Here is a 24,860-nt window from a genome sequence, read left to right as displayed (position 1 = left end):
GTCGTGTTCTCCTGCTCCGCCGCTCACACACGCTCGATGATCGTTGCCGCACCCATGCCGGATGCGATGCACAGGGTTGCCAACCCGGTTTCCTTGTCCTGACGCTCGAGCTCATCCAGCAGCGTGCCGATGATGATCGCACCGGTCGCGCCCAGCGGATGTCCCATCGCGATCGAGCCGCCGTTGACATTTACCAGCGCAGGATCGACGTCGAACGCCTGCTGGAAGCGCAGAACGACCGAGGCAAAGGCCTCGTTCACCTCGAACAGGTCCAAATCACCGATGGTCATTCCATTCTCGGCCAAAATCTTTTCGGTCACCGGGACCGGGCCGGTCAGCATGATGGTCGGATCGGTGCCGATCTTGGCGGTTGCCTTGATGCGGGCGCGCGGCTTCAGCCCGTGTTTCTCGCCAAACTCCTTGTTGCCGATCAGAACGGCGGCCGCTCCGTCCACGATCCCCGAGCTGTTGCCTGCGTGGTGGATATGGTTGATCTTCTCCAGATGCGGGTATTTCAGCATGGCAACCTTGTCGAAACCCGGCATCTGCTCACCCATCATCGCAAAGGACGGGTTCAGTGCGCCAAGGCTCTGCATATCCGTGCCAGGGCGCATGTACTCGTCGCGGTCCAGAATAGTCAGGCCGTTCTGGTCTTTGACGGTGATCACGGACTTTTCGAACCGGTTGTCCGCCCATGCCTGCGCGGCGCGTTTTTGGGATTCCACCGCCAGCGCATCGGCGTCATCGCGGCTGAACCCATATTCGGTTGCGATGAGGTCGGCCGAGATGCCCTGCGGCACGAAATAGGTCTCCATCGCCAGCGAGGGATCAACGGCGATCGCCGCGCCGTCGCTGCCCATGGCCACGCGGCCCATCATCTCGACGCCACCGGCGATATAGGCCTCGCCCGCGCCGCCCTTGACCTGATTGGCGGCCAGGTTCACCGCCTCCATTCCGCTCGCGCAGAACCGGTTGATCGCCAGACCGGGAATGGATTCGTCCAGATCCGAGGCCAGCACCGCCGAGCGCGCAAGACAGCCGCCCTGTTCCATCACCTGCGTGACGTTGCCCCAGATCACGTCCTCGACCGCATGCCCTTCGAGATTGTTGCGCGCTTTGACCGCGTTCAGGGTCAGGGCGGACAGCCGCACCGAGGTCACCTCGTGCAGGCTGCCATCCTTGCGTCCCTTGCCGCGCGGGGTGCGCAGGGCGTCATAGATGTAGGCTTCGGTCATGGGTCTCTCCTCAAGCTCGATCCGACGGGTTGCCGGGCATCAGGTCATAGGGGTGTTTCCAGCCCGGCTGTTCGCTGAGACGGGTCAGCCAGGCGTCGATATGGGGCCACTCGGCACGGTCAAAGCCGAAGGGTTCGGGGTAGTATAGATAGCCGCAGCAGCTGAGATCGGCATTGGTCACACCGTCGCCGACGATCCAGTCGCGCCCGTCGAGATGCGCGTTCAGCACACCATAGGCCGCCTTGAGACGGCCCTGATTGAAGGCGATCACATTTGGGTCGCGGTGCTTTTCCGGCAGGAAGTTGATCAGAAACCGAGTCAGCCCGGCCATCGAGCTGAGCTTGTGATTGTCCCACAGTACCCAGCGCAGGATGTCATAGTTTTCTGCATGTGTCCTGCCGCCGAACTTGCCGGATTTCTCGGTCACATAGGCCTGAATACAGCCCGACTGGCTGGTTCGGAAATCGCCGTCGACCAGTACCGGCGCTTCGCCCATTTCGTTGACTTCAGCGCGGAATTCCGGCGTGCGGGTCTCGCCGCTGAAGAAATCAACGAAAACCGGCTCCCATTCCAGCCCGGAGATCTCCAGCGCCAGCGCCGCCTTGTAAGAATTGCCGCTTTCTCCGAAGCAGTGAAGTTTAATGGTCATGCGAACGCCCCTCCCGTGGCGTGTGTGATTGGATCAGGAAACTGAGTATTTGCGAAAAGATGAAGCAGTCCGTGTCCCGATGGCGAATGCGTCCGGTCGCGCGTTTGTTTTCACCCTTTCCCGAATACTCCCGCGGGAAGCATTCGATTACGAAATCCGTATTGGTCTGGAGTTCATATCCGGCCCTCACCGCTTGCGGGCCTCAAGCTCGGAATTGAAGATACGCAGGCGGTGGATCATGTTTTCCTCGTCGATCACGGAGTTGAAATTCTCGAACAGAAAGGACAGCGCCTCGCCCTCATCCAGACCCGCATCCTTCGCAAAGCTCCGGAGCTTGCGATAGGCGTCTTCCGTCATGGCGACGGGGAAGCGGCGGGTCAGGCGAAAACGTTTCGGCATCTGTATCCCTTCGTTTGGCGGGCAGGGCGCGCCCTGCCGCGCCGCTCAGAAATTCGCGGCATCCAGCGCCATGACCGAGTCGGCGCCTGACTGGATTCGGGCCAGGTGCGTGGCGGTCATCGGCAGGCGACGTGCCATGTAATAGCGCCCGGTGGCGATCTTTGTCTCATAGAACACTACGTCAGAAGCACCCGCCGCCAGTTGCGACGCTGCGGCCCTGGCCATCCGCGCCCACATCAGCCCCAGGCAGACATGGCCGAACATGTGCATGAAGTCATAGGACCCGGCCAGCGCATTGTTGGGATCCTTCATGCCGTTTTGCATGAAATACATCCCGGCCGCCTGCAGATCCTTGGAGGCTGCCTTCAGCGGCTCGATGAAGGCTTTGTCATAAGCCTCGTCCTGACCGGAGTTTTCCTTGCAGAAAGCCTTGACCATCTCGAAAAACGCCATGACGTGTTTGCCGCCGTCCTGAGCCAGCTTGCGGCCCACGAGATCCAGCGCCTGAACGCCGTTTGCGCCCTCATAGATCATCGCGATACGGGCATCGCGGGTGTATTGCGACATGCCCCATTCCTCGATGTAGCCATGGCCGCCATAGATCTGCTGTGCCTGAACGGTCATGTCATAGCCCTGATCGGTCAGAAAGCCCTTGATGACGGGCGTCAGCAACGAGATCAGCCCGTCCGCGTCCTTGTCGCCTGCGCGGTGCGCCTTGTCGATCATGCTTGCGCCCCACAGAATGAAGGCGCGCGCGCCTTCGGTGAAGCTTTTCTGATCCATCAGGTTGCGGCGGATATCAGGGTGCACGATCAGCGGGTCGGCGGGGCCGTCGGGGTTCTTCACGCCGGTGACGTCGCGGCCCTGCAGGCGGTTCTTGGCGTATTCCAAGGCGTTCTGGAACGCGGCCTCGGCCTGAGACAGGCCCTGCATGCCGACACCCAAGCGCGCTTCGTTCATCATGGTGAACATGGCCCGCATGCCTTTGTGTTCTTCGCCCAGCAACCAGCCGGTGGCCTCGTCATAGTTCATCACGCAGGTCGAGTTGCCGTGGATGCCCATCTTTTCCTCGATCTTGCCGACCGACACGCCATTGCGCTCACCCAGCGAGCCATCCTCGTTCACGATGAATTTGGGTACGATGAACAGGGACACGCCCTTGATGCCCTCGGGACCTCCGGGGATCTTGGCCAGTACCAAGTGGATGATGTTGTCGGCCATGTCGTGGTCGCCGGACGAGATGAAAATCTTCTGACCGGTGATTTTATAGCTGCCGTCGCCCTGCGGTTCCGCTTTGGTGCGCATCAGGCCCAGATCGGTGCCGCAATGCGGCTCGGTCAGGTTCATGGTGCCGGTCCATTCACAGCTTACCATGTTGGGCAGATAGGTGTTCTTCTGCTCAGTCGTACCATGCGCCAGAATGGCCGAGGCCGCGCCGTGGGTCAGGCCCTGATACATGGTGAATGCCTGATTGGCGGCCGAGAACATCTCGCCCACGGCGGTGCCGATGACATAGGGCATGTTCTGGCCGCCAAAATCCTCGGGCATGTCCAGACCGGGCCATCCGCCTTCCTTCATTTGCCCGAACGCTTCCTTGAAACCGGTCGGGGTATAGACGATCCCGTTTTCCAGCCGGCAACCTTCGGTGTCGCCGACCACATTCAGCGGGTGCAGCACATTGGTGGCGATTTTGCCCGCTTCGTCCAATACCGCCTGCGTGAATTCAGGTTCCAGTTCCGCATAGCCGGGGACGTCGGATGCAGAAATGTTCAGGACGTCGTGCAGGATGAACTGGGTATCCTTGGTCGGGGCGTGGTAGACGGGCATGGAAGGCTCCGGGTTGTTTCAGTTTACCGATTGGGCAGGCGGCGGGTTTGCGTTATTCGGCCGCTTTCTTTTCTTCTTTCATCGAGGCGATGACGTCTTCGCCCCATTTCAGTTGTGCTTTCAGATCTTCGATGGCCTGGGTCAGTTCATCGCGACGCAGCTCCATATCGGCCAGACGGTCGCAGGCAATCTCATAGGTGCGGGTCAGCTGCGTCAGTTGCTGATCGCCCGTGTGATACAGGTCCAGAAGCTGTCGGATTTCTTCCAGGCTGAAACCGAACCGCTTGCCGCGCAGAATAAGCTTCAGCCGGGCCCGGTCGCGCTTGGTAAACAGCCGTTTCTGACCTTCACGGATCGGAAACAGCAATTCCTTCGCCTCGTAGAACCGCAAGGTGCGAGGAGTCACGTCGTAGGTTTCGCACATCTCACGGATGGTCTTCAGTTCTTCGTTCATGTCTCAATCTCTCAAATCACATGCGTGGTGACAGGGAGTTTGTCGGGCGTCATGCGTTTTACAACATGCAATTTACGTTTACGTAAGATGGACGCTGCGTCACATTTTCGATGACGTAAGATCAATTCGCGTCAACTTGTTTGGACGAAATAAAATTTCCCCAAGGTCAACCTGAATAGGGCGACATAGATGCCTTTGAACGGCATGCGGCAGGTACGGACAATGTGGATCCGTCACGTTCGCCCCCAGCCGATACATGCACAATGCTTGGCGGCATCTGCGCGATCCGGCAACCAGGATCGCGCGTCCATGACGATGAAGTGAGTGAGGGGCAGCCCCGGCTTCAGGCCAGGCTTTTGGCGGTCTGGTCGCGCAGGCTCTGCAATTCGTCCATTGCCTCGTCCAGCTGTTCGCGTTGCTGGCGCAGTTCCTCCATCTGGCGGTCGGCCATTTCAATGAAGGCCGCCATCTGCGCCTCGTTGCCTTCGTCTTCGTAAATCAAAAGCCACTGGCGAATTTCCTCCAGTGGGAAGCCGAACCTGCGCCCGCGCAGAATCAACTTCATCCGGGCGCGTTCGCGCGCGCCATAGAATCGCGACCGGCCTTCGCGGTCGGGCTGCAGCAGTTCTATGTACTCGTAATACCGCAGCGTACGCGGCGTCACGTCGAATTCCGCGCACATTTCCTTGAATGACAAACGGGTGTCGGACATTCCATCTCTCCTTGTCGGGAAACCTATGTTGTCGTTTCGTCAAGCGCAACAGGCGGTCTTGCTCTTTGCTGTTGCGGCGGCCCATAAAGGGATGCTCAGCAACAGGACCCAAGCCATGGTCGATAAAACAAAACTCGCCCGTCAGTTCATCGAAGCGATCCCGCATGCCAAGGCGCTGGGTCTGGAGCTTGACCATATCGGGACCGGAGAGGCCGAAATCTCCATGCCTTACAACGAGGAACTGATCGGTGATCCCCGGACCGGGGTCATTCATGGCGGGGCGGTGTCGGCCATGCTGGATACCTGCTGCGGCGCGGCGGTGATGAGTCACCCGTCCGCACCCGGCGGCACCGCGACGATCGACCTGCGCATCGACTATATGCGCGCGGCGACGCCGGGCCAGCGGATCACGACGCGGGCGACCTGCTATCACATTACCCGCAATGTCGCCTTTGTCCGCGCCACCGCGACCGACGACGACGCCGACCGGCCCGTGGCCACCGCCTCGGGCGCCTTTACCGTGGAGGGCCGCTGATATGGCGCGTGCCCGTCCCGAACCGATGCAAGTGGTCAAGCAACGCCGTGACGCCGCGCTCAAGGCGCTGGTCGAAGGCGTGCCCTATATCCGCTTTCTCGACATCAGTTTCGACCGCCGCGGAGACGAGCTGACCGGAGTTCTGAATTTCGACGAAAAGCTCATCGGCAATCCATTCCTGCCCGCCATCCACGGCGGTGTGACGGCAGCGTTTCTTGAAGTGACCGCCGTAATCACGCTCAGCTGGTCGCATCTGTTTCCCAGGATCGAAAGCGGCGAGATCGACCCGGAAGAAATTCTGACCGATGAAAACCTGCGCTTTCCCAAGACCATCGACTTTACCGTCGACTATTTGCGTTCGGGGCTGCCGCGCGATGCCTATGCCCGCGCTTTCATCAGCCGTTCGGGCCGGCGCTATGCCTCGGTCCGGGTCGAGGCGTGGCAGGACAATCATGCCAGGATGTTCGCGCAGGCGACCGGCCATTTCCTGATGCCGCAACCGCGATCCGAGAAAGCCTGACGACGGATGAAAGACGCCTCGGCACCCATCACACATCGGCGGGTGCTGAAGATCGCCTTGCCGATCGTGCTGTCAAACGCGACGGTGCCGATCCTCGGGGCGGTGGATACAGGCGTGGTCGGTCAGATGGGAACGGCGGCGCCCATCGGCGCGGTCGGCATCGGCGCGGTGATTCTGGCCGCTGTCTATTGGGTGTTCGGCTTTCTGCGCATGGGCACCACGGGGCTTGTGGCGCAGGCGCGCGGCGCGGGCGAAGTGGCCGAGGCCGGGGCGCTGCTGATGCGCGGGCTGATCCTGGCCTTCGCGGCGGGGCTGGTTTTCATTGCGGCGCAGGCGGGGCTGTTCTGGGGGGCATTCGCGCTGGCCCCCGCCAGCGCCGAGGTCGAAGCGCTGGCCCGAGACTATCTGGAGATCCGCATCTGGGGCGCCCCGGCCACCATTGCGCTTTTTGCCGTCACCGGCTGGCTGATCGCCATCGAAAGAACACGGGGCGTGTTCATCCTGCAGGTCTGGATGAACGGCCTGAACATCCTGCTGGACTTGTGGTTCGTTCTGGGGCTGGGCTGGGGTGTGGAAGGGGTCGCAATTGCCACCCTGATCGCCGAATGGACGGGGCTGGCGCTGGGCCTTTGGCTGTGCCGCGAGGCGTTTTCGGGCGAGCAGTGGCGCGACTGGGCGCGCATCTTTGACCCCGCGCGCCTGCGCCGCATGGTACGGGTGAATGCCGACATCATGGTGCGCTCGGTACTGCTGACGGCCTCTTTCACGACGTTTCTGTTCGTCGGATCCGATCTGGGCGACGTCAACCTCGCCGCCAATCAGGTGTTGTTGCAATTCCTCGAAATCACCGCCTTTGCGCTTGACGGTTTCGCCTTTTCCGCCGAGGCGCTGGTTGGCAGCGCGGTGGGCGCGAAAGACCGCTACCAGCTTCGCCGCGCCGGGGTCATCGCCTCGCAATGGGGGGTGGGCGGCGCGTTGGTGCTGGGCATTGCGTTCTTTGCCGCCGGGCCGACGATCATCGATGTCATGACCACCTCGCCCGAGGTGCGTCTGGCGGCCCGGGAGTATCTGGTCTGGGCGGCGCTCGCTCCGGTCCTGGGGGTGGCGAGCTGGATGTTCGACGGCATCTATATCGGCGCGACCTGGACCCGCGATATGCGCATCGCCATGATCCAGTCGGTCATCATCTACGTTCTGGCGCTGTTTCTGCTGGTGCCGCTGCTGGGCAATCACGGGCTTTGGGCCGCGCTGATGGTGCTCAACATCAGCCGTGGCCTGACGCTGGGTCTTCGGTATCCGCGTCTGGAGGCGCAGGTGGCGTGATGGAAAGCGCCGAGAACATTGGCATTCTTGCCGAAAACCGGTCGGGGAAAGGAAATCGGTTATGAAATTTCAATCGGGCCATACCGGGCGGGAGCGGCAGATTGCCGATCTGTTTCAATCCACCTTCGCCGCTTCCGAGGGCGAGGAAGAGGGCAGGCTCATCGGCGCGCTGGTGACCGATCTGATGGCCACGACACCGGGCGAAGACCTGTTCGTCTTTTCCGCCCATACGGACGAGGCGCTGGTCGGCTGCATCTGCTTTTCCCGTCTGTTCTATGCGGATGATCCGCACACGGTGTTCATCCTGTCGCCCGTGGCGGTCAGGACGGACCAGCAGAGGAAGGGCATCGGACAGCGGCTGATCGCACACGGGCTGGACCAGTTGCGCATGCGGGGTGTCGATTATGTCACGACCTATGGCGATCCTGACTATTATTCACAGGCCGGGTTCCGGCGGATCACCGAAGATTTCGCGCAGGCGCCGCTTGAATTGTCTCAGCCGCATGGCTGGCTGGGGCAATCCCTGACGGGGCGGGGCGAGGTGCCGCTGGCAGGCCCGTCGCGCTGCGTGGCGGCGTTGAACAAACCCGAACTCTGGTAACTGTCGCCCTGGGTCAGGCGGACGGATCGTCCAGCAAGTCCAGCAACGCCTCGGGCGGACGGCCGATGGCGGCCCTGGAGCCCGCCAGCGCCAACGGGCGTTCGATCAGGATCGGATGATCCGCCATCGCGGCCAGCAGAACCTCGTCAGCATCCGTTTTCGACAGCTCAAGCTCTCTGAACACCTTCTCGCCGGTTCGCATCATCGCGATGGCCGGAAGCCCAAGCGCAGATTGCGCCGCCCTCAACTCATCAGGGCTGGGCGCGTCCTCAAGGTATTTGCGCACGGTGATTTCCACTCCGCGTTCCTCCAGCAACGCCAGCCCGGCGCGGGATTTCGAACAGCGGGGATTGTGCCAGTATTCGATCATAGCCAGTCCTCTGTTTTGGTGCCCACGGCCTCGGCCACGGTGCCGAACCCGTCGCGTTTGAGCAATTCGTCCAGCCCGCGCGCGATATCGGCGGCCAGCGACAGGCCGCCATAGACCATCGCGGTATAGAACTGCACCGCCGACGCGCCCGCACGGATCTTGGCATAGGCCTGTTCCGCGCTGCTGATACCGCCGACCCCGATCAGCGGCAGGCTGCCTTGGGTCAACTGGCTGAGCCGGGCCAGAACACGTGTCGATTTCTCGAACAGTGGTGCACCCGACAGACCGCCGGTTTCGCCCTTGTGGGCGCTTTGCAGCCCGTCGCGCGACAGGGTGGTGTTGGTGGCAATCACCGCATCCACCCCGGTTTCGCACGCCACCCCGGCGATGTCCTGCAACTCGTCATCGGTCAGGTCCGGGGCGATCTTGAGGAACACGGGCAACGGGCGCGCCAGCCCGTCGCGGGTTTCGATCACCCCGGCCAGCAATGCGCTCAGCGCCGCCTTGCCCTGCAGGTCGCGCAGCTTTTCGGTGTTGGGGGACGACACGTTCACGGTCGCGAAATCAAGGTATTCGGCGCAGTGGGCCAGCACTTTGGCGAAATCGCCGGCGCGGTCGTCGCTGTCCTTGTTGGCCCCGAGGTTGAGGCCGATCACGGCGTCCCGGGGCCGATCCGCCAACCGTCTGGCCATGACCTCCATGCCGTCGTTGTTGAAGCCGAAACGGTTGATCGCGGCACGGTCCTCGCTCAGCCGGAACAGGCGCGGTTTGGGGTTGCCGGGTTGCGGGCGCGGCGTCACCGCACCGACCTCGATAAAGCCGAAACCGGCGCGCGACAGCGGCCCCAGCACTTCACCGTTCTTGTCGAACCCCGCCGCCAGCCCCACCGGGTTGGGCAGATCGAGACCGGCGACGGATGTGCGCAGCCGGGATGAGGTCACCGGCCCGGGCGCAGGCGCCAGCCCCATCTTCAGGGCCTTGATGGACAGCCCATGCGCGGTTTCCGGATCCATCCGGTGCAGGGCGGCAAGCCCCAGTTTCTCGGTCAGTTTCATCCGTGTGGTCCTTTGCCCTGAATTTCGGCGCGCAGGGTCATTGCATCCCTTCGGGAAACTGGTGGGTCTCCCCGTCAAAAGGCAGGGCGCGCGACCAGATCACATCGCTCATTCTGATCTGCCGGTACAGGTGCGGAAACAGAGCGCCGCCGCGCGAGACCTCCCATTTCAGCGCATCGCCCATGGCATCCGAATCGCATGCCAGCAGGGTCAGGCCCTCGGCCCCGGCAAAGTGCTTTGCCGCGGTCTCGGCAGCCTGCGCGGCAGTTGAGAAATGTACGAATCCGTCGGCCACATCCACCGGCGCACCGGACGTTTCGCCTTCGGCCTGCAACGCGGCCCATTCCTCGGCCCGGAAAATCTTGTAGATCAGCATGGCGCCCTGATGCCTCGGGGCCGGGGCAATATCAAGCCGCAATTCCCCCTACGTCGCCCGCACAGACCCTTTGACTCTGCCAAAGACCCGGCGCACGATCCAAGGAAAACGAAAATAGGGAGTCATGCACATGTTTTTCCGATTTCTGACCTCGGTTGCCGCGCTGGGCCTGACCGCCGGCATGGCAGCCGCCGAATACAAACTGACCATTCTGCACACCAACGATTTTCATTCGCGTTTCGAGCCGATCAACAAATATGACAGCGCCTGTGATGCCGAGGACGATGCCGAGGGCAAATGCTTTGGCGGTACCGCGCGCCTTGTGACTGCGATTCAGGAAGCGCGGGCGCAGGCCGGAAACTCGATCCTTGTCGATGGCGGCGACCAGTTCCAGGGGTCGCTGTTCTATACCTATTACAAGGGCAAGGTCGCGGCCGAGATGATGAACAAGCTGGGCTATGACGCGATGACCGTGGGCAACCATGAATTCGACGATGGCCCCGAGGTGCTGCGCGGCTTCATCGACGCGATCGACTTTCCCATCCTGATGTCCAACGCCGATTTCAGTGGCGAGGAACTGCTGGAAGGCGTGCTCAGGAAATCCACCGTGATCGAGGTGGGCGGCGAACAGATCGGCCTGATCGGCCTCACGCCCATCGACACGCCCGAGATCGCCTCGCCGGGTCCCAACATCACCTTCACCGATCCGGTGCCCGCCGTGCAGGCCGAGGTGGACAGGCTGACGGGCGAGGGCGTCAACAAGATCGTCGTGCTCAGCCATTCCGGCTATGCCGCCGACAAGCGCATCGCTGCGGAAACCAGCGGCGTTGACGTGATCGTGGGCGGGCATTCCAATACATTGCTGTCCAACGTGTCGAAAAAGGCGGTCGGTCCTTATCCGACCGTGGTCAACGGCGTGCAGATCGTTCAGGCCTATGCCTATGGCAAGTTTCTGGGCGAGTTGAACGTCACCTTCGACGACGAAGGCAACGTGACCGAGGCCGTGGGCGAGCCGCTGGTCATGGACGCCACAGTGACCGAGGACGAGCCAACAGTCGCGCGTATCGGCGAACTGGCGCAACCGCTGGACGAGATCCGCAACAAGGTCGTCGCCAGCGCCGCCGCACCGATTCAGGGCGACCGTTCGGTCTGTCGTGTGCAGGAATGCGAGATGGGCAATCTGGTGGCCGACGCCATGCTGGACCGGGTCGCCGATCAGGGCGTGACCATCGCCATCGCCAACTCGGGCGGGCTGCGCGCCTCGATCGATCCCGGTGACGTGACGATGGGCGAGGTGCTGACGGTACTGCCGTTCCAGAACACGCTGTCGACCTTCCGGATCAGCGGCCAGGGCATCATCGACGCGCTGGAAAACGGCGTCAGCCAGGTTGAAGAGGTCAAGGGCCGCTTCCCGCAGGTGGCAGGCATGACCTTTACCTGGGACCCGTCCATCGCACCGAACGAGGGCCGGGTGGTCGAGGTGATGGTGGCCAGCGGCGACGGCTTTGTGCCGATTGATCCGGCGGCGACCTATCTTGTCGTGACCAACAACTATGTCCGCAACGGCGGCGACGGCTATGACATGTTCGCGGGCGACGACAAGAACGCATATGACTTCGGTCCCGATCTGGCTGATGTGACGGCGGAGTACCTGGCGAAAAACGCGCCCTATCAACCTTATGTGGACGGGCGCATCATTCAGAAGTGATTTTGGTTCAGGATGCATCGAATTTGTTGCACGGCTCCGAAATATGGAGCCGTTGCACGAGCGATCTTTGCTGGCTGGGTGGCAAGCAGATCGCCGAGCTTTCCGCATCTTCCCGAAGTCACATGGCAAGCAGCGCGAGGACTATAAGCAGGCGTCGACCGGTAAGTCGATGTTTTTAAAGGCGGAGCATAGACGCAGTTCATGGCTAAATCGAAGTCGTTCATAGCAGAGTGCAAAGAGTTTTTCTTTGACAAGCCATATAAAAAGAGCCCGCTTAGACCGACTATTTGGGTTCTGAAATCTTTCTTGGGTTTGCTGTACTATGAAATTTTCGAACCCGATTTCTACATTGGAAGTTTTGCGAGCAAAGTTGTGCCGATCTTTATCTGGATAGGGCCGCCCGTTTATTTGTTGGGTACAATATTTTTGGATAAAAAGATACTCAAAGGAAAAAGATGAACAGTGAAATGAGTGAGAAGAATAATCTTTATTAGAATTTTTGGGGAGTGTATCAGTTGCACAGTCTCACGTTAACGATTTTGAAATCAAAATTTGTTGCACTTGCCATTTTCTGGGGGGTGTTTTTTGAAGGGGCTAATGATGTTCTTGCATCCGAAAGCACTGATCGTTCAATCGAGCTCGGCCGACCGGTTAGGGTTCTTATTACCGGAGTATCTAAACAGCTCGCGCAGGAAACGTCAGATTTGGATGCGGGTTCTAAGATAGATTTTAGCCACCCTTCAGAACGCCTCTCTGATTTCGACCTAATGGTATTTTTGGTGGATGAGTTTATTGAGGTGCTGGAAAGCGAATTGGTAGTAGAACTTGGCTTTGGTCCTGAAGATTTGCCAGAAGAAGGTAAGTATACATACATTGTTGTGATGACGGTTGAGTTTGAGAATGATGAAACACTGTTTCCGATATATGCGATAAATCGCCGCAATTTTTATGCGAGACCCCGCGAGTGTCATGCCCCGTTTCTCCGCGATATTATTCTCAAAAAGGACTGGCAAAAAGTAATAAATAGCGAACATCACTACCTTGAAAGAAAAGACTGCTAATTTTGGGTCAAGATTCACAATCAGTAAATGACTAGAGCCTCGAAACAGGCAATCGCAGGAAAATCAACAGATCCCGATCTTATCCTTGGATCTCGGGCCACAGCCCGGGGTCCAGCCCGTCGATGAACGGCGCCAGCATGTCCGCATGCTTGCGCCACTTTCCGACCGAGCGGGAATGCACGCTCTGGCGCAGTTGCGTATCGCTGAAAGTCAGAACCTGCCCTTCGTGGCGTTCGGGATGGGCCATGTCCTCGACCCAGTCCAGACCGCAGAATTCCGCCAGCCCGCGGGTCTGGCCCTCGATATCGGCGACCAGATCCTCGTAGCGCAGCTCCAGTATCCGGCCCGGCATCACCTGATGCCAATGCGCCATGACGCGGGCGTGAAAGTTGAACCTGTCGGCCATCGCCGCCAGATCATAGGCATAGGTCATCGAGGCGCCGCCGAAATGCGCCTGCCAGATCGACAGCGCGACATCGCGCGGATCGCGCCTGAGCTGGACCATGCGCGCCTCGGGATGCGCCTTGGCGAGAAAGCCCAACAGGCGGTAGTTTTCCGGCATCTTGTCCACATAGACCTGCGCCTTGCGCGCAAAATCCGGCAGGCGCGCGCTGTCCGCCTCGGCATAGGCGCGGGCCGCGTCCGCATCGAACGGGGCCTCATCAGTCAAATACCGGTCGAGCAGCAGGGCAGGCACCGCGCGCTCTCCCAAAGACACCACGTCGGGATGGGCAGATAGCAGCACCTCGGTCAGGGTCGTGCCCGAACGCGGCATGCCGACAACATAGACCGGATGGGGGGTCGCTGATTCCAGTGGTGAGACCGTAGAGCCTTCATCCGGAAACCGCTGTTGCACCGATGCCATAGATCGCGCCGTTTCGGTGGCGTCGTATGGGGTTTTCGCCGCCATCGCCGCGTTGGCCTTGCCCAGATGTTCGGCAAAACCCGGCATGTCGCCCGCCTGTTGCGCAACCCGGGCGCGGGCAAAATGCAAATAGGGCCGGTCGGAGGCGTCCCTGGACAAGGTCTGGATCGCCTGATCGATCCGGGGGCCAAGTTCCGCGTTTTCGGCGGCGCTGTTCATCCGCGCCAGTGTTTCCAGCGCCACCGGATCATTCGGGGCCATTGCCAGAACCGCTTCGCATTCCGCTCGTGCCCCTTCAGTGTCCCCATTGGCCAGCAACTGCGTCGCCAGCCGATGGCGTGCCTCGATATTGTCAGGGGCCAGCGCCACGGCCTTGCGTGCAGCTGCTGTCGCATCGTCGCTGCGGATCAGGCGGGCAAGCGGCAGGCTGATATCGATCAGCGTTTCCACATCATTGGCGTTCATCGCCAAAAGCGCCTCGAAATCGGCAACAGCGCCCTCGTAGTCGCCGATGGCCTTGCGCAGCACCCCCCGCAGCCGCAAGGCGCGGGCGTTCCGTTTGTCGAGGCGCAGCGCCGCAGTAACGCATTCCATCGCGCCGGTGTTGTCCCCCAGCGCCATCAACCCCTGCGCCTTGATGTAAAGCGCACCGGTATCCTTGGGCCGGGCCTGCAAAACCTTGTCCAGCATCGGCATCGCGGCTTCGGCCCGCCCCAGAAACACCAGCGTTTGCGCCATGTTCTTGCGGGCATCGTGAAACCCGGTATCAAGGCTGAGCGCCTTTTTGAAATACGGCACCGCATCCTTGTGCTTGCCCAGCCCCGACAGGCAGATGCCCGCGATATTTGGGAAGGCCGGGTGGGACTTGTGCCGCTTCATACCCGCCTTCGCCCCCTTGAGAGCAGGTTTGAGCCGCCCCTGGTTGAGCAGCATCACAGTGGATTTCAGATCGTTATCGAGTGTCATGACACGGGTTACACCGGCAATCACGGGCGGGTGCAAGAGAAATCCTGTGAGCCGGGGAATTGCATTCGCGGCTTCCGGCACTAAGCTGCGGGGATGTGCGGTCGATTTGCCATAACCCTGCCAAGCGACGCGATGGCGCAGCTGTTTGCGGCGCAGCCGGCGAACGCGCTGCCGCATGTGCCGAATTTCAACGTCTGCCCGACCAATCAAATTCATGTGGTCCGCGCCGCAGAAACCGGCCGGCAACTGGTACAAATGCGATGGGGTTTCCTCCCGCACTGGTACAAATCGCACAGTTCGGGTCCACTGCTGATCAACGCCCGCGCCGAGACCATTGCCGAGAAACCCGCCTTTCGCGCCGCCTGCCGCCAGCGCCGCTGCCTGATCGTGGCCACCGGATTCTATGAATGGACGAAGACCGAAGAGGGTCGGCGCCTGCCGTGGTACATCCATCGCCGGGACCGCGCCCCCGTCGCCTTTGCCGGGGTCTGGCAAGACTGGGGGCCGGACGAGGCCCGCGAAAGCACCTGCGCCATCGTCACTACGCCCGCCAACTCACGTATGCGCGCCATTCACCACCGGATGCCTGTTGTTCTGGAAAGCGAAAGCTGGCCCTTGTGGCTGGGTGAAACGGGCAAGGGCGCGGCGCGCCTGATGCAGCCGGCGGGCGATAATGTGCTTGATTTTCATCGGGTTGACGTTGCCGTCAACTCAAACCGGGCCAGCGGGCCGGAACTGATCGAACCGCTGGGGGCCGACGCCGGCTGACGCGCGGCCAAGTGCCTCTTTTCCTTTGCCGGCAAGCGGGATAGACCGACAGCATGGCGCTGAAATTCAACTCCCTGCCCGAGCTATACGCCCATGGTTTCGACACCGTGATCGACGTGCGCAGCCCGGCTGAATACGCCGAGGATCACCTGCCCGGAGCCATCAGCCTGCCGGTGCTCGACAACGAGGAACGCGCGCGGGTGGGGACGATCTATAAGCAGCAAAGCCCGTTTCTGGCCCGCAAGCTGGGCGCGGCACTGGTGTTCCGCAATGCCGCAAACCATGTGGAACAGCATCTCAGCCACCATGAAGGCCAGTGGCGCCCGCTGGTCTATTGCTGGCGGGGCGGGCAGAGGTCGGGCTCGTTCACCTGGATGCTGCAGCAGATCGGCTGGCGGGCCGAGGTGATCGAGGGCGGCTATCGCACCTATCGGCGGCTGGTGAAGCGCTATCTTTATGACGATCCGCTGCCGCACCGGCTGGTGGCGCTCGACGGGTATACCGGTACCGCCAAGACCGAGCTTCTGGCGCGGCTTGGCGCGCGCGGCGTGCAGGTGGTCGATCTGGAGGGTCTGGCCAATCACCGGGGATCGCTGCTGGGGGAAATGCCCGGCGGACAACCCAGCCAGAAGGCGTTCGAATCCGCCCTTGCCGGAGCGTTCTGCGCATTGGACCCTGCGCGTCCGGTGGTGGTCGAGGCGGAATCGTCCAAGGTGGGCGAACGAATCCTGCCGCCCAGTCTCTGGTCGGCCTTGTGCGCCGCGCCCAGGATCGAGGTTTTGGCCCCGATCGAGGTACGAACGGCCTATCTGGTCGAGGCCTATGACGACATCCTTTCGGATGCCGACCGGTTGCGCGACCGCCTTAGCCCGTTGCGGTATCACCGGGGGCATGATGTGGTGGACGCATGGTGTGACCTGATCGACGTGGGCGACAGGCGCGGGCTGACGCGCCTGCTGATGGAACAGCACTATGACCCGGCTTATTCAAAGTCTCGCAAGGCGCGCGGCAGCGAGGCACTGGCACGGGTCACGGCGCAATCGCTGGACGAGACGGGTCTTGACCGGGCCGCCGAACAGATCGCGCAAATCGTGTCTCAGCTTTGAAGCGTCAGACCCGGCCTGTCGGTCAAACGACCAACAATCGTCGCGGGATACCCGGCCTGCCGCAACTCGTGCAGCAATCTTTCAGCGTCCGCCGCCGGGACGGCGGCCAACAGGCCGCCCGCTGTTTGCGGATCGTAAAGCAGATCGGCCTTGCCGCCTTCGGGCAGTTCGGGGGTCAGGGCGCGGTTGTCGGCAAACAGGGTGGATCTGATTCCCAGGCCAGACAGTTCCGGCGCGCCCCGAAGGACCGGAATCGCGTTCAGATCAAGCTCGGCGCCACAGCCCGAAGCCTCGCACATGCCCTGCAGGTGCCCGGCAAGGCCAAACCCGGTCACATCGGTCATGGCATGGGCCAAAGTCAGGATGCGGGAGGCGTCGGCCTGCGGCCGGACCATCTGATCGTAGGCGGCGGCAACCCAGGCGCCATCGGCCTTTCCCGCCATCTCGGCCGCCATCAGCACGCCGCTGCCCAGCGGCTTTGTCAGGATCAGCGCATCGCCCGCGCGACCGCCGGACAAGGTCACGGGGTCGCGCTCGCACAGACCGGTCACGGTAAAGCCGATGGTCATCTCGTCGCCCATCGAACTGTGGCCGCCGACGATCTCGGCCCCGGCGTCACGCATGACACTGCTTGCGGTGGCCATGATCTCGGCCATGGTACGCCGTTGCAACCCGGCAGACATGCGGGGCAGGATCAGGGTGGCGGTGGCTGCCTGCGGCTGCGCCCCCATCGCCCAGATGTCGCCCAATGCGTGCACCGCCGCGATGCGCGTCATCAGGACCGGATCTTTGGTCATCGCGCGCAGGTGGTCTGCTGTCATGACCTGACGCGCTCCGCCGGTTGCCAGCAGGGCGGCGTCATCTCCGGGCAGGGGCGTCACATCCCGGCGTTCTGAGGCCGGCAGCCGGCTCAGCGCCTCTCGCAATGCGCCGCGCCCGACCTTAGCCCCACAGCCGCCACACATCGGTTTTTGGCCAAGCGCGTCTTGCAGACCCGCCGCGTGGCGGCGCGGCAGGGGCGGCAGCGGCATTTGAGGCAGGTTGCGGAACCGGTTCATGAATTTCTGGTCGATATGGTTTTTCCATCGCCACATCAGCGGCCCGTTGACCGAGGTTCCGAACCGCTCGGCAAGCGCCGATTTGCCGCCCAGGGACACCAGTTTGAGATAGTCCTTTTGCGGTACATAGCGGCGCATCCGGCCCGACCCCAGCGCGGCGCGCAAATTGTCGAACAGAACCGGAGCCTCGCGCACCGCATAAACGCCCGCCTTTGGGCGCGGATCTTCGGCCAGATGGGCGCAGTCGCCCGCCGCGAAAATGGCCGGTTCGCTGGATTGCAGATAGCCGTTTACCGAGATGTATCCGTCATGCAGGGCCAGCCCGGTTTCGGCGATCCAGCCATAGGCACGCGCGCCCGCCGCGCCGGTCGCGAATTCGGCCTCGATCCTGCGCCCGTCGGTGAGCGTCAGGTGACCCTGTTCGACGCGTTCGACACCGGTATTCTCGATTACTTCGATGTCCAGATCTGCCATGGCGCGCCGGATTTGCGAGGCAGCCCTGGGGCGGGTCGCGGTCAGGGCCGTTGCCGCGTCGACCAGCGTGACCTTCGCCGTACGGTCACGGCTGCGCAAGGCATAGGCCATCGCCATCACCAGTTCGACCCCGGCCACGCCACCGCCGATCACGGCAACCGAAGCGGGACCGCTGCCCTTCAGATACTCGGCCCACCGCGCCGCAAACGGGCCAAGCGGTTTGGCGGGAACGGCAAAATCCGAAAACCCGGGCAGGGCCGGCATGCCGGAGGTGATGCCCACATTCACCGAAGCCACGTCGAATCCGACGGGCGAATGCCCCGGCACGTGCACTTCGCCGCTTTTGGTATCAATGCCCCGAACATGGCCCAAAATAACCCGCGCCCCGGCGAACCGGGCCAGACGAATCAGATCGATGTCCAGCTCTGACCGCTCATAGTGGCCGGCGACAAATCCGGGCAGCATACCGGAATAGGGCGCGGTCGGGCCGGGATTGATGACCGTGAGCCGCGCGCCGGGCAGAGAGTTCATGCCCCATTTGCGCAGAACGAGGGCGTGGGTATGCCCGCCGCCAATCAAAACCAGATCGCGGGTCAGGGGCAGATGCGGTGTTTGCATGGGCGTCAGTTGGTTGTCCGGTCCTGTGCGTCTTCGTCTTGCGCGATGGCATGGGTGGCCCAGACGCCATCCTCGCCGACGGAAGGCAGGCTTTCGGGACGTTCATGGCGGTGTATGTGCCATTTGGCAATGAACAGGGCCGTGATCGGTGCGGTCAGGAACAGAAACAGGGTGATTAGCAGCTCATGCAGCGACAGGTGGTGCTCGATCAGGATCGAGTGAAAGATCGATGCCAGCAGCACGCCACCCACACCAAGCGTTGTCGCCTTGGTCGGCGCATGAAGGCGTGACATCGGGTCTTTCAGCTTGATCATGCCGTAGGAGCCGACAAAACCGAAAATACCCGAGACGATCAGGAAAAGTGCAATCAGCAGTTCAAACAGGGATGCCATGGCCGCCTCACTCGATGATATTGCCGCGCAGCATGAAGCGCGCATAGGCCACGGTGGAAACAAAGCCGAGCATGGCAATGATCATGGCGGCTTCGAAAAAGATCTCGGTGCCCAGGGTCAGGCCATACAGCACCAGCAGCGCGATGGTGTTGATGACCATCGTGTCCAGTGCCAGAACCCGCGTACCCACCCCGTCGGCGGTGATGATGCGCCACAGGCACATTATGGTGGCCGCGCCGAAACAGGCGAAGGTGAAGTAGACTGCATAGGTGATCATTCGAAAATCTCCTTCAGGCGGCGTTCATAGCGGTGCTTGATCTCGTCGCGCACCGCGTCCGGGTCGGGGGCGTCCAGGCAGTGAACCAGCAGGTAGTGCCCCTGCGCTGAAAGGTCCGAACTGACGGTGCCCGGAGTCATGGTGATCGTGCCCGCCAGCACCGTGATCGCCTCGGGCGTGCGCAGCTCCAGCGGGATGCAGATCCAGGCGGGCTGGCGGTCGGCGTCAGGCTTGAACAGCACGATCCGGGCGACCGCGATGTTCGCCATGATAATGTCGTAGAGTGCGACAAGGATGTACTCGGCCACCATTGGCCAATTCCGCAACTTGGGACGGTCGGGCCAGTAGGGTTGCGTGATGAACGGAATGACGACCCCAAGAAACAGGCCGAACAACAGCGAGTTCAGTGACGGTTCGTTGGCCAGCAACAGCCAGACGATGGTCAGGAGGATCGACATATGCGGGTGTGGAAATATCCGGCGCAACAGTTTCATCCCTGGCCTCCATTCAGAACGGCATCGACATAGCCTTGCGGCGCGAAAAGCTGCGCTGCCGTGGCAGATGCATAATCCAGCGCAGGCCCCGAAAACAGGGTCAGCAACATCAGCGCTGCCAGCACTCCGAACACCGAGGTGAATGCGAGCCCGGTTGAGGAGGGCGCATTCGGTGCGGGCACTTCCGGCTCGGCTTGCGGGTCCGGTGCCGCCTCGTCGAGGCCCGCTGCCTCATAGCTTTTCCAGAAGATCAGCGAACCTGCGCGGGCAAGTCCCACGATGGTAACAAAGGAACTGATCAGAATCACCGTCCAGATCAGCGCGTATTCGGTGGCGTCACGCACTGCGTCCAGCACCAGCAGCTTGCCCACGAATCCAGATAGCGGCGGCATGCCGGCCGCGGCAATCGCGCCAACGAAAAACAGAGACGAGATCAGACCGTTTTGTGGCATGGGCGCTTTGCAATCGATGGCACCGCCGCGGCGCTCCATCACGAGATCGGCAACCAGGAACAGCAGGGCGGTCGCAAAGGTCGAATGCACCATATAGTACAGCCCGGAGGCCGCCGCTTCGGCGTTGAACAGCGAGACGGCGATCAGCAGGGTTCCCATCGAGGCGATGGCCGCAAAGGCCGTAAGGCGCGCGATGTGCTGCGCGCCGAGAATGCCGATGGTGCCGATTGCCAGCGTCAGCACCGCCGCCGGCAACAGCCAGTCGCCCACCAGCCCGCTGGTGATTGCCACCTCCGGGCCGAATACCAGCGTGTAGATGCGCAGGATCGAATAGGCTCCGACCTTGGTCATGATGGCAAACAGCGCGGCGACCGGCAGCGGCGCGTTGGCATAGCTGGCGGGCAGCCAGAAATGCAGCGGCAGCACGGCGGCCTTGATGCAGAATACCAACAACAACAAAACCGCGCCGACCCGCAGCAGGGCGGTGTCTTCCACCGGCAGTTCGGCGACCTTCACCGCCAGATCGGCCATGTTGAGCGTGCCGGTCACCGAATAGAGCGTTCCGAGCGCAAACAGGAACAGGGTCGAACCCAGCAGGTTGTAGGTGACGTATTGCACGCCCGCTTTCAGCCGGACCGGGCCGCCCCCATGCACCATCAGGCCGTAAGAGGCGATCAGCAGCACCTCGAAGAACACGAACAGGTTGAAGGCGTCGCCGGTCAGAAACGCGCCGCAGACCCCCATCAGCTGAAACTGAAGCAGCGGATGGAAATGCCTGCCGCGCTTGTCCCAGCCGGAGCCGATGGCATAGAGCAGCACCGGCAGCGCCAGAACCGCTGTCAGCAGAACCATCATGGCCGACAACCGATCCAGCACCAGCACGATGCCGAAAGGGGCGGGCCAGTTGCCAAGCTCGTAGATCTGGATGTCTCCGGTCGCGGCCTGGGCGGTGAGCGTCAGGGCGATGCCCAGCAGGCCGACCGCGCCCGCGATGGAAAAGATACGCTGCAGATCCAGATGGTGACGCAGGACCATGATGATGAACGGGGCCAGGATCGCGGGCAGAACGATCGGGGCGACGATCCAGTGATTCATGCCTCTTCTCCTGCCGCGTCCACGCTGTCCTGAGCGGTCATGTCGATATGGTCGTCCCTGGAGGACAGATAGGCACCCAGCGAAATGATGACGATCACCGCCGTCATCCCGAACGAGATCACGATGGCCGTCAGCACCAGCGCCTGCGGCAGGGGGTCGGTATAAGTGACCTCTTCGTACTTGTTCAGCACCGGCGGGGCGTTCACTGCCAGCCGGCCCGTGGTGAACAGAAAGATGTTCACCGCATAACTCAGAAACGACAGCCCAAGGATCATCGGGAAGGTGCGCCGGCGCAGGATAAGGAAAACGCCTGCGGCGGTCATGACGCCCACGGCGGATGCGACTAGAGCTTCCATGTCAGGCCTCCTCCCTTTCAATCGATCCCTGGGTGTTTTCAAGTTCGTCGCGCATCGGGTTGATATCCATCGGGTATTTCTGGGCGATGCCCGGCTGCCAGGCAAAGCGTGACAGGCTTTCAAGCGCCAGCATGACCGCCCCAAGAACGGCCAGGAACACGCCGATGTCGAACAGCATGGCGGTGGCCCATTCGAACTCTTCCAGCGGCGGCCAGTGCAGATAGCCATAGTCGCTGGTCAGGAACGGCATGTCGTTGAACCAGGCACCAAGGCCGGTCGCTGCGGCGATCAGAACACCCCAGCCGATGGTGGCATGGTAGTAGAACCGCTGCCGCTCGGCCGCCCAGGTGAAACCGCTGGCCATGTATTGCATCAGGAAGGCAATCGCGACGATCAGACCCGCGATAAAGCCGCCGCCGGGCTGGTTGTGGCCGCGAAAGAAGATATAGGCACCGACCATCAGCGCGATGGGCATCATCACGCGGGTGACTACCACCATCATCAATGGGTGCGAGTCGCCCGACTGTGGCCAGTGCGGTTTGCGGTTCAGCAGATAGGCGCGAACCTTGGTGGCCAGAACGGCCTCGGTCAGGGCATAGATCACTAGGGCCGCGATGCCCAGCACGATGATCTCGCCGAACGTGTCGAAACCGCGGAAATCCACCAGGATCACGTTGACGACATTGGTGCCGCCGCCGCCCTTGTAGGAATTGGCGAGGTGGAACTCCGAGATGGTCGGAAAGGCGAAATCGCGCATCATCATCGCATAGATCAGACCGCCCGCTCCAAGCCCGGCCACGACTGATATCGCCGCATCCCGCCATCGTCTTTGGGACGAGCTGTCCCAGGGCGTCACCGTCGGCATGAAGTTGAGCGACAGCAGCAGCAGGATCATCGTCACCACTTCAACCGAGATCTGGGTGAGCGCCAGATCGGGGGCAGAAAGATAGTTGAACGCCATCGACACGATCAGGCCCACGACGCCAATCAGGACCAGCGCCAGCAGGCGGTTGCGATGGAAATACATGATCGCCATCGTCGCGCCGATAAGGCAGACCCAGCCGATGATCGGGATGATCGGGGCGGGCAGGGGCACACGTGTGGGCGCTCCGATACTGCCACTGGAATAGGCATAATACCCAAGCCCGACCGTGAAGACGACAAAGATGACGGCATAGCGGCTGAGCACACCATTGTGCAGCCCGTCGGTGATCCTGCGGCTCAGGGCGGTGAAAGCGCCGATAACCGCGTCGAATATAGTTTTGGCTTCGGGGCGCGGCAGCCCGTTCCAGATTCGCTCCAGCGTTCCATGCTGCCACAGCAGGGCCAGACCGCCGACCGTCGCCACGGCTGACATGTACAGCGCAGGGGTGAAGCCGTGCCAGATCTTGAGCGAATAGTAGGGCAGGTGATCATCGCCGATAATAGCGATCGAGGCAATTGCCACCAGCGGGCCGACCATCGCCTTGGAAAATAGGCCGATGGCGATGACCAGCACCACCAGAAACGCGGGTGACAGCCACATGCCGACACCGGGATCGTGCGGTTTGGCCGGATAGTCGTCGCGTTCGGGGCCCAGGAACACATGCACGATGAAACGGAACGAATAGGCCGCCGAAAACAATGCGCCCAACAGTGCGAGTCCGGGAACCAGATAATGCGAGTGGTACCAGACCGTGTGGACGGTTTCCTCCAGCATCATTTCCTTGCTGAGAAATCCGTTCAGCGGTGGCAGACCCGCCATAGACAGGGCGGCGATGGTGCCGATGGTAAAGGTGATCGGCATCAGGTGCCGCAGCCCGCCCAGCCGCTTGATGTCGCGCGAGTGGGCCTCGTGATCGACGATGCCTGCCGTCATGAAAAGCGCGGCCTTGAATGTGGCGTGGTTGATGATGTGGAATACGGCGGCGACGACAGCGATCTGGGTGCCAAAGCCCAAAAGCATGGTGATCAGACCCAGATGAGACACGGTGGAAAAGGCCAGAAGCGCCTTGAGATCATCCTTGAACAGCGCGATCACTGCACCGATCACCATTGTCACAAGCCCGGTGGTCGCGACGATATAGAACCATTCGGGCGTGCCCGCCAGAACCGGCCACATCCGCGCCATCAGGAACAGACCCGCCTTTACCATCGTGGCCGAGTGCAGATAGGCGGAAACCGGCGTCGGCGCGGCCATGGCGTGCGGCAGCCAGAAATGGAACGGGAACTGCGCCGATTTGGTGAAACAGCCCAGCAGGATCAGAATCAGCGCAGGCAGGTAGAGGGGTGACGACTGGATGGCATCCTTGTTCTGCAGGATCGTGCTCAGGTCATAGGAGCCCACGATATTGCCCAGAATCAGCATTCCCGCGATCATCGCCAGCCCGCCCGATCCGGTTACCGCCAGCGCCATGCGCGCACCCTGACGGCCTGCGGGCAGATGTTTCCAATACCCGATCAGAAGGAAGGAACTGAGTGAGGTAAGCTCCCAAAACACGATCAACAACAATATGTTGTCGCTCAGGACGATACCGACCATCGCGCCCTGAAACAGCAGAAGATAGGAATAGAACTGTCCCATCGGGTCTTCGCGCGACAGATAGAATCGCGCATATAGGATGATCAGCAGGCCGATCCCGAGGATCAGGGACGCAAACAGCAATCCCAGCCCGTCCAGCATGAAATTCGCGTTCAGTCCCAGGCCCGGTATCCAGTCGAACCGGGCCGTCACCAATTCCCCCCGCATCACCGACGGTACGTGAATCAACAACCCTGTCAGGGCCAGAAAGCTGGTCAGCCCTGCGCTCGACGCGGCGGCGTTGCGGCCGGCGCGGATCAGCAATGCTGGAAAGACCGCTCCGAGAAAGGGAAGGGCCGCGATGAGAAACAGTGACAACGATAGCCTCCGGGTGTTGCGCGCAAATTTAAGGAAATCAGTAAAGATTTTTGCCCGAGTGTCCAGTTTCGAAGGGAAACGCCGGGGTTTCTAGAGCCAAGGAGGCAGGAGGATGAGTCCAACCAAGCCGGAGTTGATGACGCGTTCTTGATCGTAGAATGGCGTTGTTCGGGCGCGCGCGGATTTTGGATGTGCTAGATAAAGACTGACGGAAAAGCCGAGTTTCAGATGTGGTT

25 protein-coding genes are annotated in these 24,860 nt (G+C 61.5%); 8 read left to right on the top strand and 17 right to left on the bottom strand.

All coding sequences use genetic code 11. The annotated features are described in order from the left end of the window. Positions 1–23 precede the first annotated feature (23 nt). From ACR0AO_RS18855 to ACR0AO_RS18830, 6 genes are all read right to left on the bottom strand, one after another. Positions 24–1,235, bottom strand: a complete 1,212-nt coding sequence (locus ACR0AO_RS18855) for an acetyl-CoA C-acetyltransferase (RefSeq protein WP_480606978.1) — start codon at positions 1,233–1,235, stop codon at positions 24–26. Between the two features lie 10 nt (positions 1,236–1,245). Beyond that, the gene (locus tag ACR0AO_RS18850; protein ID WP_480606976.1) at positions 1,246–1,884 is read right to left on the bottom strand and encodes a glutathione S-transferase family protein; all 639 of its coding nucleotides are present in this window, start codon (positions 1,882–1,884) and stop codon (positions 1,246–1,248) included. A 186-nt stretch (positions 1,885–2,070) separates the two neighbouring features. After that, a complete protein-coding gene (locus ACR0AO_RS18845; protein ID WP_480606973.1) occupies positions 2,071–2,283 on the bottom strand; it encodes a hypothetical protein in 213 nt (70 codons plus the stop codon). A gap of 45 nt (positions 2,284–2,328) precedes the next feature. Next, the gene (locus tag ACR0AO_RS18840; RefSeq protein WP_480606970.1) at positions 2,329–4,110 is read right to left on the bottom strand and encodes an acyl-CoA dehydrogenase C-terminal domain-containing protein; all 1,782 of its coding nucleotides are present in this window, start codon (positions 4,108–4,110) and stop codon (positions 2,329–2,331) included. A 52-nt stretch (positions 4,111–4,162) separates the two neighbouring features. Further along, on the bottom strand, positions 4,163–4,564 hold the full coding sequence (locus ACR0AO_RS18835; RefSeq protein WP_480606967.1) for a MerR family transcriptional regulator: 402 nt from the start codon (positions 4,562–4,564) through the stop codon (positions 4,163–4,165). 343 nt (positions 4,565–4,907) lie between these two features. Continuing rightward, positions 4,908–5,276, bottom strand: a complete 369-nt coding sequence (locus tag ACR0AO_RS18830; protein WP_480606964.1) for a MerR family transcriptional regulator — start codon at positions 5,274–5,276, stop codon at positions 4,908–4,910. A gap of 115 nt (positions 5,277–5,391) precedes the next feature. On the opposite strand from ACR0AO_RS18830, the gene ACR0AO_RS18825 reads away from it, so the two are divergent. The 4 genes from ACR0AO_RS18825 (at position 5,392) to ACR0AO_RS18810 (ending at position 8,255) form a co-directional block, all read left to right on the top strand. Continuing rightward, entirely contained in the window at positions 5,392–5,811 is a 420-nt protein-coding gene (locus ACR0AO_RS18825) for a PaaI family thioesterase (RefSeq protein ID WP_480606961.1), read from the top strand. Between the two features lies 1 nt (position 5,812). Next, positions 5,813–6,331, top strand: coding sequence for a PaaI family thioesterase (locus tag ACR0AO_RS18820; RefSeq protein WP_480606958.1), 519 nt, complete (start codon positions 5,813–5,815; stop codon positions 6,329–6,331). 6 nt (positions 6,332–6,337) lie between these two features. Next, a complete protein-coding gene (locus tag ACR0AO_RS18815) occupies positions 6,338–7,654 on the top strand; it encodes an MATE family efflux transporter (RefSeq protein ID WP_480606956.1) in 1,317 nt (438 codons plus the stop codon). A 61-nt stretch (positions 7,655–7,715) separates the two neighbouring features. Beyond that, a complete protein-coding gene (locus ACR0AO_RS18810; protein WP_480606953.1) occupies positions 7,716–8,255 on the top strand; it encodes a GNAT family N-acetyltransferase in 540 nt (179 codons plus the stop codon). 13 nt (positions 8,256–8,268) lie between these two features. Here ACR0AO_RS18810 and arsC read toward each other — a convergent pair whose 3' ends face one another. The 3 genes from arsC to ACR0AO_RS18795 are packed head-to-tail and all read right to left on the bottom strand — an operon-like array spanning position 8,269 to position 10,056. Continuing rightward, positions 8,269–8,625, bottom strand: coding sequence for an arsenate reductase (glutaredoxin) (gene arsC, locus ACR0AO_RS18805; RefSeq protein WP_480606950.1), 357 nt, complete (start codon positions 8,623–8,625; stop codon positions 8,269–8,271). Further along, positions 8,622–9,680, bottom strand: a complete 1,059-nt coding sequence (locus tag ACR0AO_RS18800; protein WP_480606948.1) for a quinone-dependent dihydroorotate dehydrogenase — start codon at positions 9,678–9,680, stop codon at positions 8,622–8,624. Before ACR0AO_RS18800 ends, arsC begins: the two co-directional genes overlap by 4 nt. A gap of 37 nt (positions 9,681–9,717) precedes the next feature. After that, positions 9,718–10,056, bottom strand: coding sequence for a DUF952 domain-containing protein (locus tag ACR0AO_RS18795; RefSeq protein ID WP_480606945.1), 339 nt, complete (start codon positions 10,054–10,056; stop codon positions 9,718–9,720). A gap of 130 nt (positions 10,057–10,186) precedes the next feature. Here ACR0AO_RS18795 and ACR0AO_RS18790 point away from each other — a divergent pair, with 130 nt between their 5' ends. Then, the gene (locus ACR0AO_RS18790) at positions 10,187–11,764 is read left to right on the top strand and encodes a bifunctional metallophosphatase/5'-nucleotidase (protein ID WP_480606942.1); all 1,578 of its coding nucleotides are present in this window, start codon (positions 10,187–10,189) and stop codon (positions 11,762–11,764) included. Positions 11,765–12,279: 515 nt separating this feature from the next. After that, a complete protein-coding gene (locus tag ACR0AO_RS18785) occupies positions 12,280–12,825 on the top strand; it encodes a hypothetical protein (protein WP_480606939.1) in 546 nt (181 codons plus the stop codon). A gap of 79 nt (positions 12,826–12,904) precedes the next feature. Here ACR0AO_RS18785 and ACR0AO_RS18780 read toward each other — a convergent pair whose 3' ends face one another. Continuing rightward, the gene (locus tag ACR0AO_RS18780) at positions 12,905–14,656 is read right to left on the bottom strand and encodes a tetratricopeptide repeat-containing sulfotransferase family protein (RefSeq protein ID WP_480606936.1); all 1,752 of its coding nucleotides are present in this window, start codon (positions 14,654–14,656) and stop codon (positions 12,905–12,907) included. Positions 14,657–14,749: 93 nt separating this feature from the next. Between ACR0AO_RS18780 and ACR0AO_RS18775 the strand changes: the two genes are divergently transcribed. Together ACR0AO_RS18775 and mnmH are read left to right on the top strand one after the other, a co-directional pair. Next, positions 14,750–15,424, top strand: a complete 675-nt coding sequence (locus ACR0AO_RS18775; protein WP_480606934.1) for an SOS response-associated peptidase — start codon at positions 14,750–14,752, stop codon at positions 15,422–15,424. A gap of 53 nt (positions 15,425–15,477) precedes the next feature. Continuing rightward, positions 15,478–16,530 carry a tRNA 2-selenouridine(34) synthase MnmH gene (gene mnmH / locus ACR0AO_RS18770; RefSeq protein WP_480606931.1) on the top strand — a complete coding sequence of 351 codons (1,053 nt, stop codon included), beginning with the start codon at positions 15,478–15,480 and terminating at the stop codon, positions 16,528–16,530. On the opposite strand, the gene selD is transcribed toward mnmH, so the two are convergent. From selD to ACR0AO_RS18735, 7 genes are read right to left on the bottom strand one after another with little or no spacing between them, the layout of a single operon-like run. Next, positions 16,521–18,680, bottom strand: coding sequence for a selenide, water dikinase SelD (gene selD / locus ACR0AO_RS18765; protein ID WP_480606929.1), 2,160 nt, complete (start codon positions 18,678–18,680; stop codon positions 16,521–16,523). The genes mnmH and selD overlap by 10 nt on opposite strands. Before the next feature lie 5 nt (positions 18,681–18,685). Further along, positions 18,686–19,072 (bottom strand): Na+/H+ antiporter subunit G, encoded by a 387-nt coding sequence (locus tag ACR0AO_RS18760; RefSeq protein WP_480606927.1) that lies wholly within the window; start codon positions 19,070–19,072, stop codon positions 18,686–18,688. 7 nt (positions 19,073–19,079) lie between these two features. Further along, complete coding sequence (locus ACR0AO_RS18755) at positions 19,080–19,349, bottom strand: K+/H+ antiporter subunit F (protein WP_480606924.1); 270 nt, start codon at positions 19,347–19,349, stop codon at positions 19,080–19,082. Further along, positions 19,346–19,843 carry a Na+/H+ antiporter subunit E gene (locus ACR0AO_RS18750; protein WP_480606921.1) on the bottom strand — a complete coding sequence of 166 codons (498 nt, stop codon included), beginning with the start codon at positions 19,841–19,843 and terminating at the stop codon, positions 19,346–19,348. Before ACR0AO_RS18750 ends, ACR0AO_RS18755 begins: the two co-directional genes overlap by 4 nt. Next, positions 19,840–21,390 carry a monovalent cation/H+ antiporter subunit D gene (locus tag ACR0AO_RS18745; RefSeq protein WP_480606918.1) on the bottom strand — a complete coding sequence of 517 codons (1,551 nt, stop codon included), beginning with the start codon at positions 21,388–21,390 and terminating at the stop codon, positions 19,840–19,842. The genes ACR0AO_RS18750 and ACR0AO_RS18745 overlap by 4 nt, the downstream gene beginning before the upstream one ends. Then, complete coding sequence (locus ACR0AO_RS18740; protein WP_480606917.1) at positions 21,387–21,746, bottom strand: Na+/H+ antiporter subunit C; 360 nt, start codon at positions 21,744–21,746, stop codon at positions 21,387–21,389. The genes ACR0AO_RS18745 and ACR0AO_RS18740 overlap by 4 nt, the downstream gene beginning before the upstream one ends. Before the next feature lies 1 nt (position 21,747). Further along, positions 21,748–24,624, bottom strand: coding sequence for a monovalent cation/H+ antiporter subunit A (locus ACR0AO_RS18735; RefSeq protein WP_480606914.1), 2,877 nt, complete (start codon positions 24,622–24,624; stop codon positions 21,748–21,750). Between the last annotated feature and the right edge of the window lie 236 nt (positions 24,625–24,860).

The sequence above is a fragment of the Ruegeria sp. AF8 genome, assembly GCF_056541825.1.
Note: the sequence above shows the minus strand (reverse complement) of the source record. Positions and strands in the feature narration are given on the sequence as shown.

Coding starts and splice junctions, on each gene's coding strand:
- ACR0AO_RS18855 (WP_480606978.1), bottom strand. CDS start 1,235: ATGACCGAAGCCTACATCTATGACGCCCTGCGCACCCCGCGCGGCAAG.
- ACR0AO_RS18850 (WP_480606976.1), bottom strand. CDS start 1,884: ATGACCATTAAACTTCACTGCTTCGGAGAAAGCGGCAATTCTTACAAG.
- ACR0AO_RS18845 (WP_480606973.1), bottom strand. CDS start 2,283: ATGCCGAAACGTTTTCGCCTGACCCGCCGCTTCCCCGTCGCCATGACG.
- ACR0AO_RS18840 (WP_480606970.1), bottom strand. CDS start 4,110: ATGCCCGTCTACCACGCCCCGACCAAGGATACCCAGTTCATCCTGCAC.
- ACR0AO_RS18835 (WP_480606967.1), bottom strand. CDS start 4,564: ATGAACGAAGAACTGAAGACCATCCGTGAGATGTGCGAAACCTACGAC.
- ACR0AO_RS18830 (WP_480606964.1), bottom strand. CDS start 5,276: ATGTCCGACACCCGTTTGTCATTCAAGGAAATGTGCGCGGAATTCGAC.
- ACR0AO_RS18825 (WP_480606961.1), top strand. CDS start 5,392: ATGGTCGATAAAACAAAACTCGCCCGTCAGTTCATCGAAGCGATCCCG.
- ACR0AO_RS18820 (WP_480606958.1), top strand. CDS start 5,813: ATGGCGCGTGCCCGTCCCGAACCGATGCAAGTGGTCAAGCAACGCCGT.
- ACR0AO_RS18815 (WP_480606956.1), top strand. CDS start 6,338: ATGAAAGACGCCTCGGCACCCATCACACATCGGCGGGTGCTGAAGATC.
- ACR0AO_RS18810 (WP_480606953.1), top strand. CDS start 7,716: ATGAAATTTCAATCGGGCCATACCGGGCGGGAGCGGCAGATTGCCGAT.
- arsC (WP_480606950.1), bottom strand. CDS start 8,625: ATGATCGAATACTGGCACAATCCCCGCTGTTCGAAATCCCGCGCCGGG.
- ACR0AO_RS18800 (WP_480606948.1), bottom strand. CDS start 9,680: ATGAAACTGACCGAGAAACTGGGGCTTGCCGCCCTGCACCGGATGGAT.
- ACR0AO_RS18795 (WP_480606945.1), bottom strand. CDS start 10,056: ATGCTGATCTACAAGATTTTCCGGGCCGAGGAATGGGCCGCGTTGCAG.
- ACR0AO_RS18790 (WP_480606942.1), top strand. CDS start 10,187: ATGTTTTTCCGATTTCTGACCTCGGTTGCCGCGCTGGGCCTGACCGCC.
- ACR0AO_RS18780 (WP_480606936.1), bottom strand. CDS start 14,656: ATGACACTCGATAACGATCTGAAATCCACTGTGATGCTGCTCAACCAG.
- ACR0AO_RS18775 (WP_480606934.1), top strand. CDS start 14,750: ATGTGCGGTCGATTTGCCATAACCCTGCCAAGCGACGCGATGGCGCAG.
- mnmH (WP_480606931.1), top strand. CDS start 15,478: ATGGCGCTGAAATTCAACTCCCTGCCCGAGCTATACGCCCATGGTTTC.
- selD (WP_480606929.1), bottom strand. CDS start 18,680: ATGCAAACACCGCATCTGCCCCTGACCCGCGATCTGGTTTTGATTGGC.
- ACR0AO_RS18760 (WP_480606927.1), bottom strand. CDS start 19,072: ATGGCATCCCTGTTTGAACTGCTGATTGCACTTTTCCTGATCGTCTCG.
- ACR0AO_RS18755 (WP_480606924.1), bottom strand. CDS start 19,349: ATGATCACCTATGCAGTCTACTTCACCTTCGCCTGTTTCGGCGCGGCC.
- ACR0AO_RS18750 (WP_480606921.1), bottom strand. CDS start 19,843: ATGAAACTGTTGCGCCGGATATTTCCACACCCGCATATGTCGATCCTC.
- ACR0AO_RS18745 (WP_480606918.1), bottom strand. CDS start 21,390: ATGAATCACTGGATCGTCGCCCCGATCGTTCTGCCCGCGATCCTGGCC.
- ACR0AO_RS18740 (WP_480606917.1), bottom strand. CDS start 21,746: ATGGAAGCTCTAGTCGCATCCGCCGTGGGCGTCATGACCGCCGCAGGC.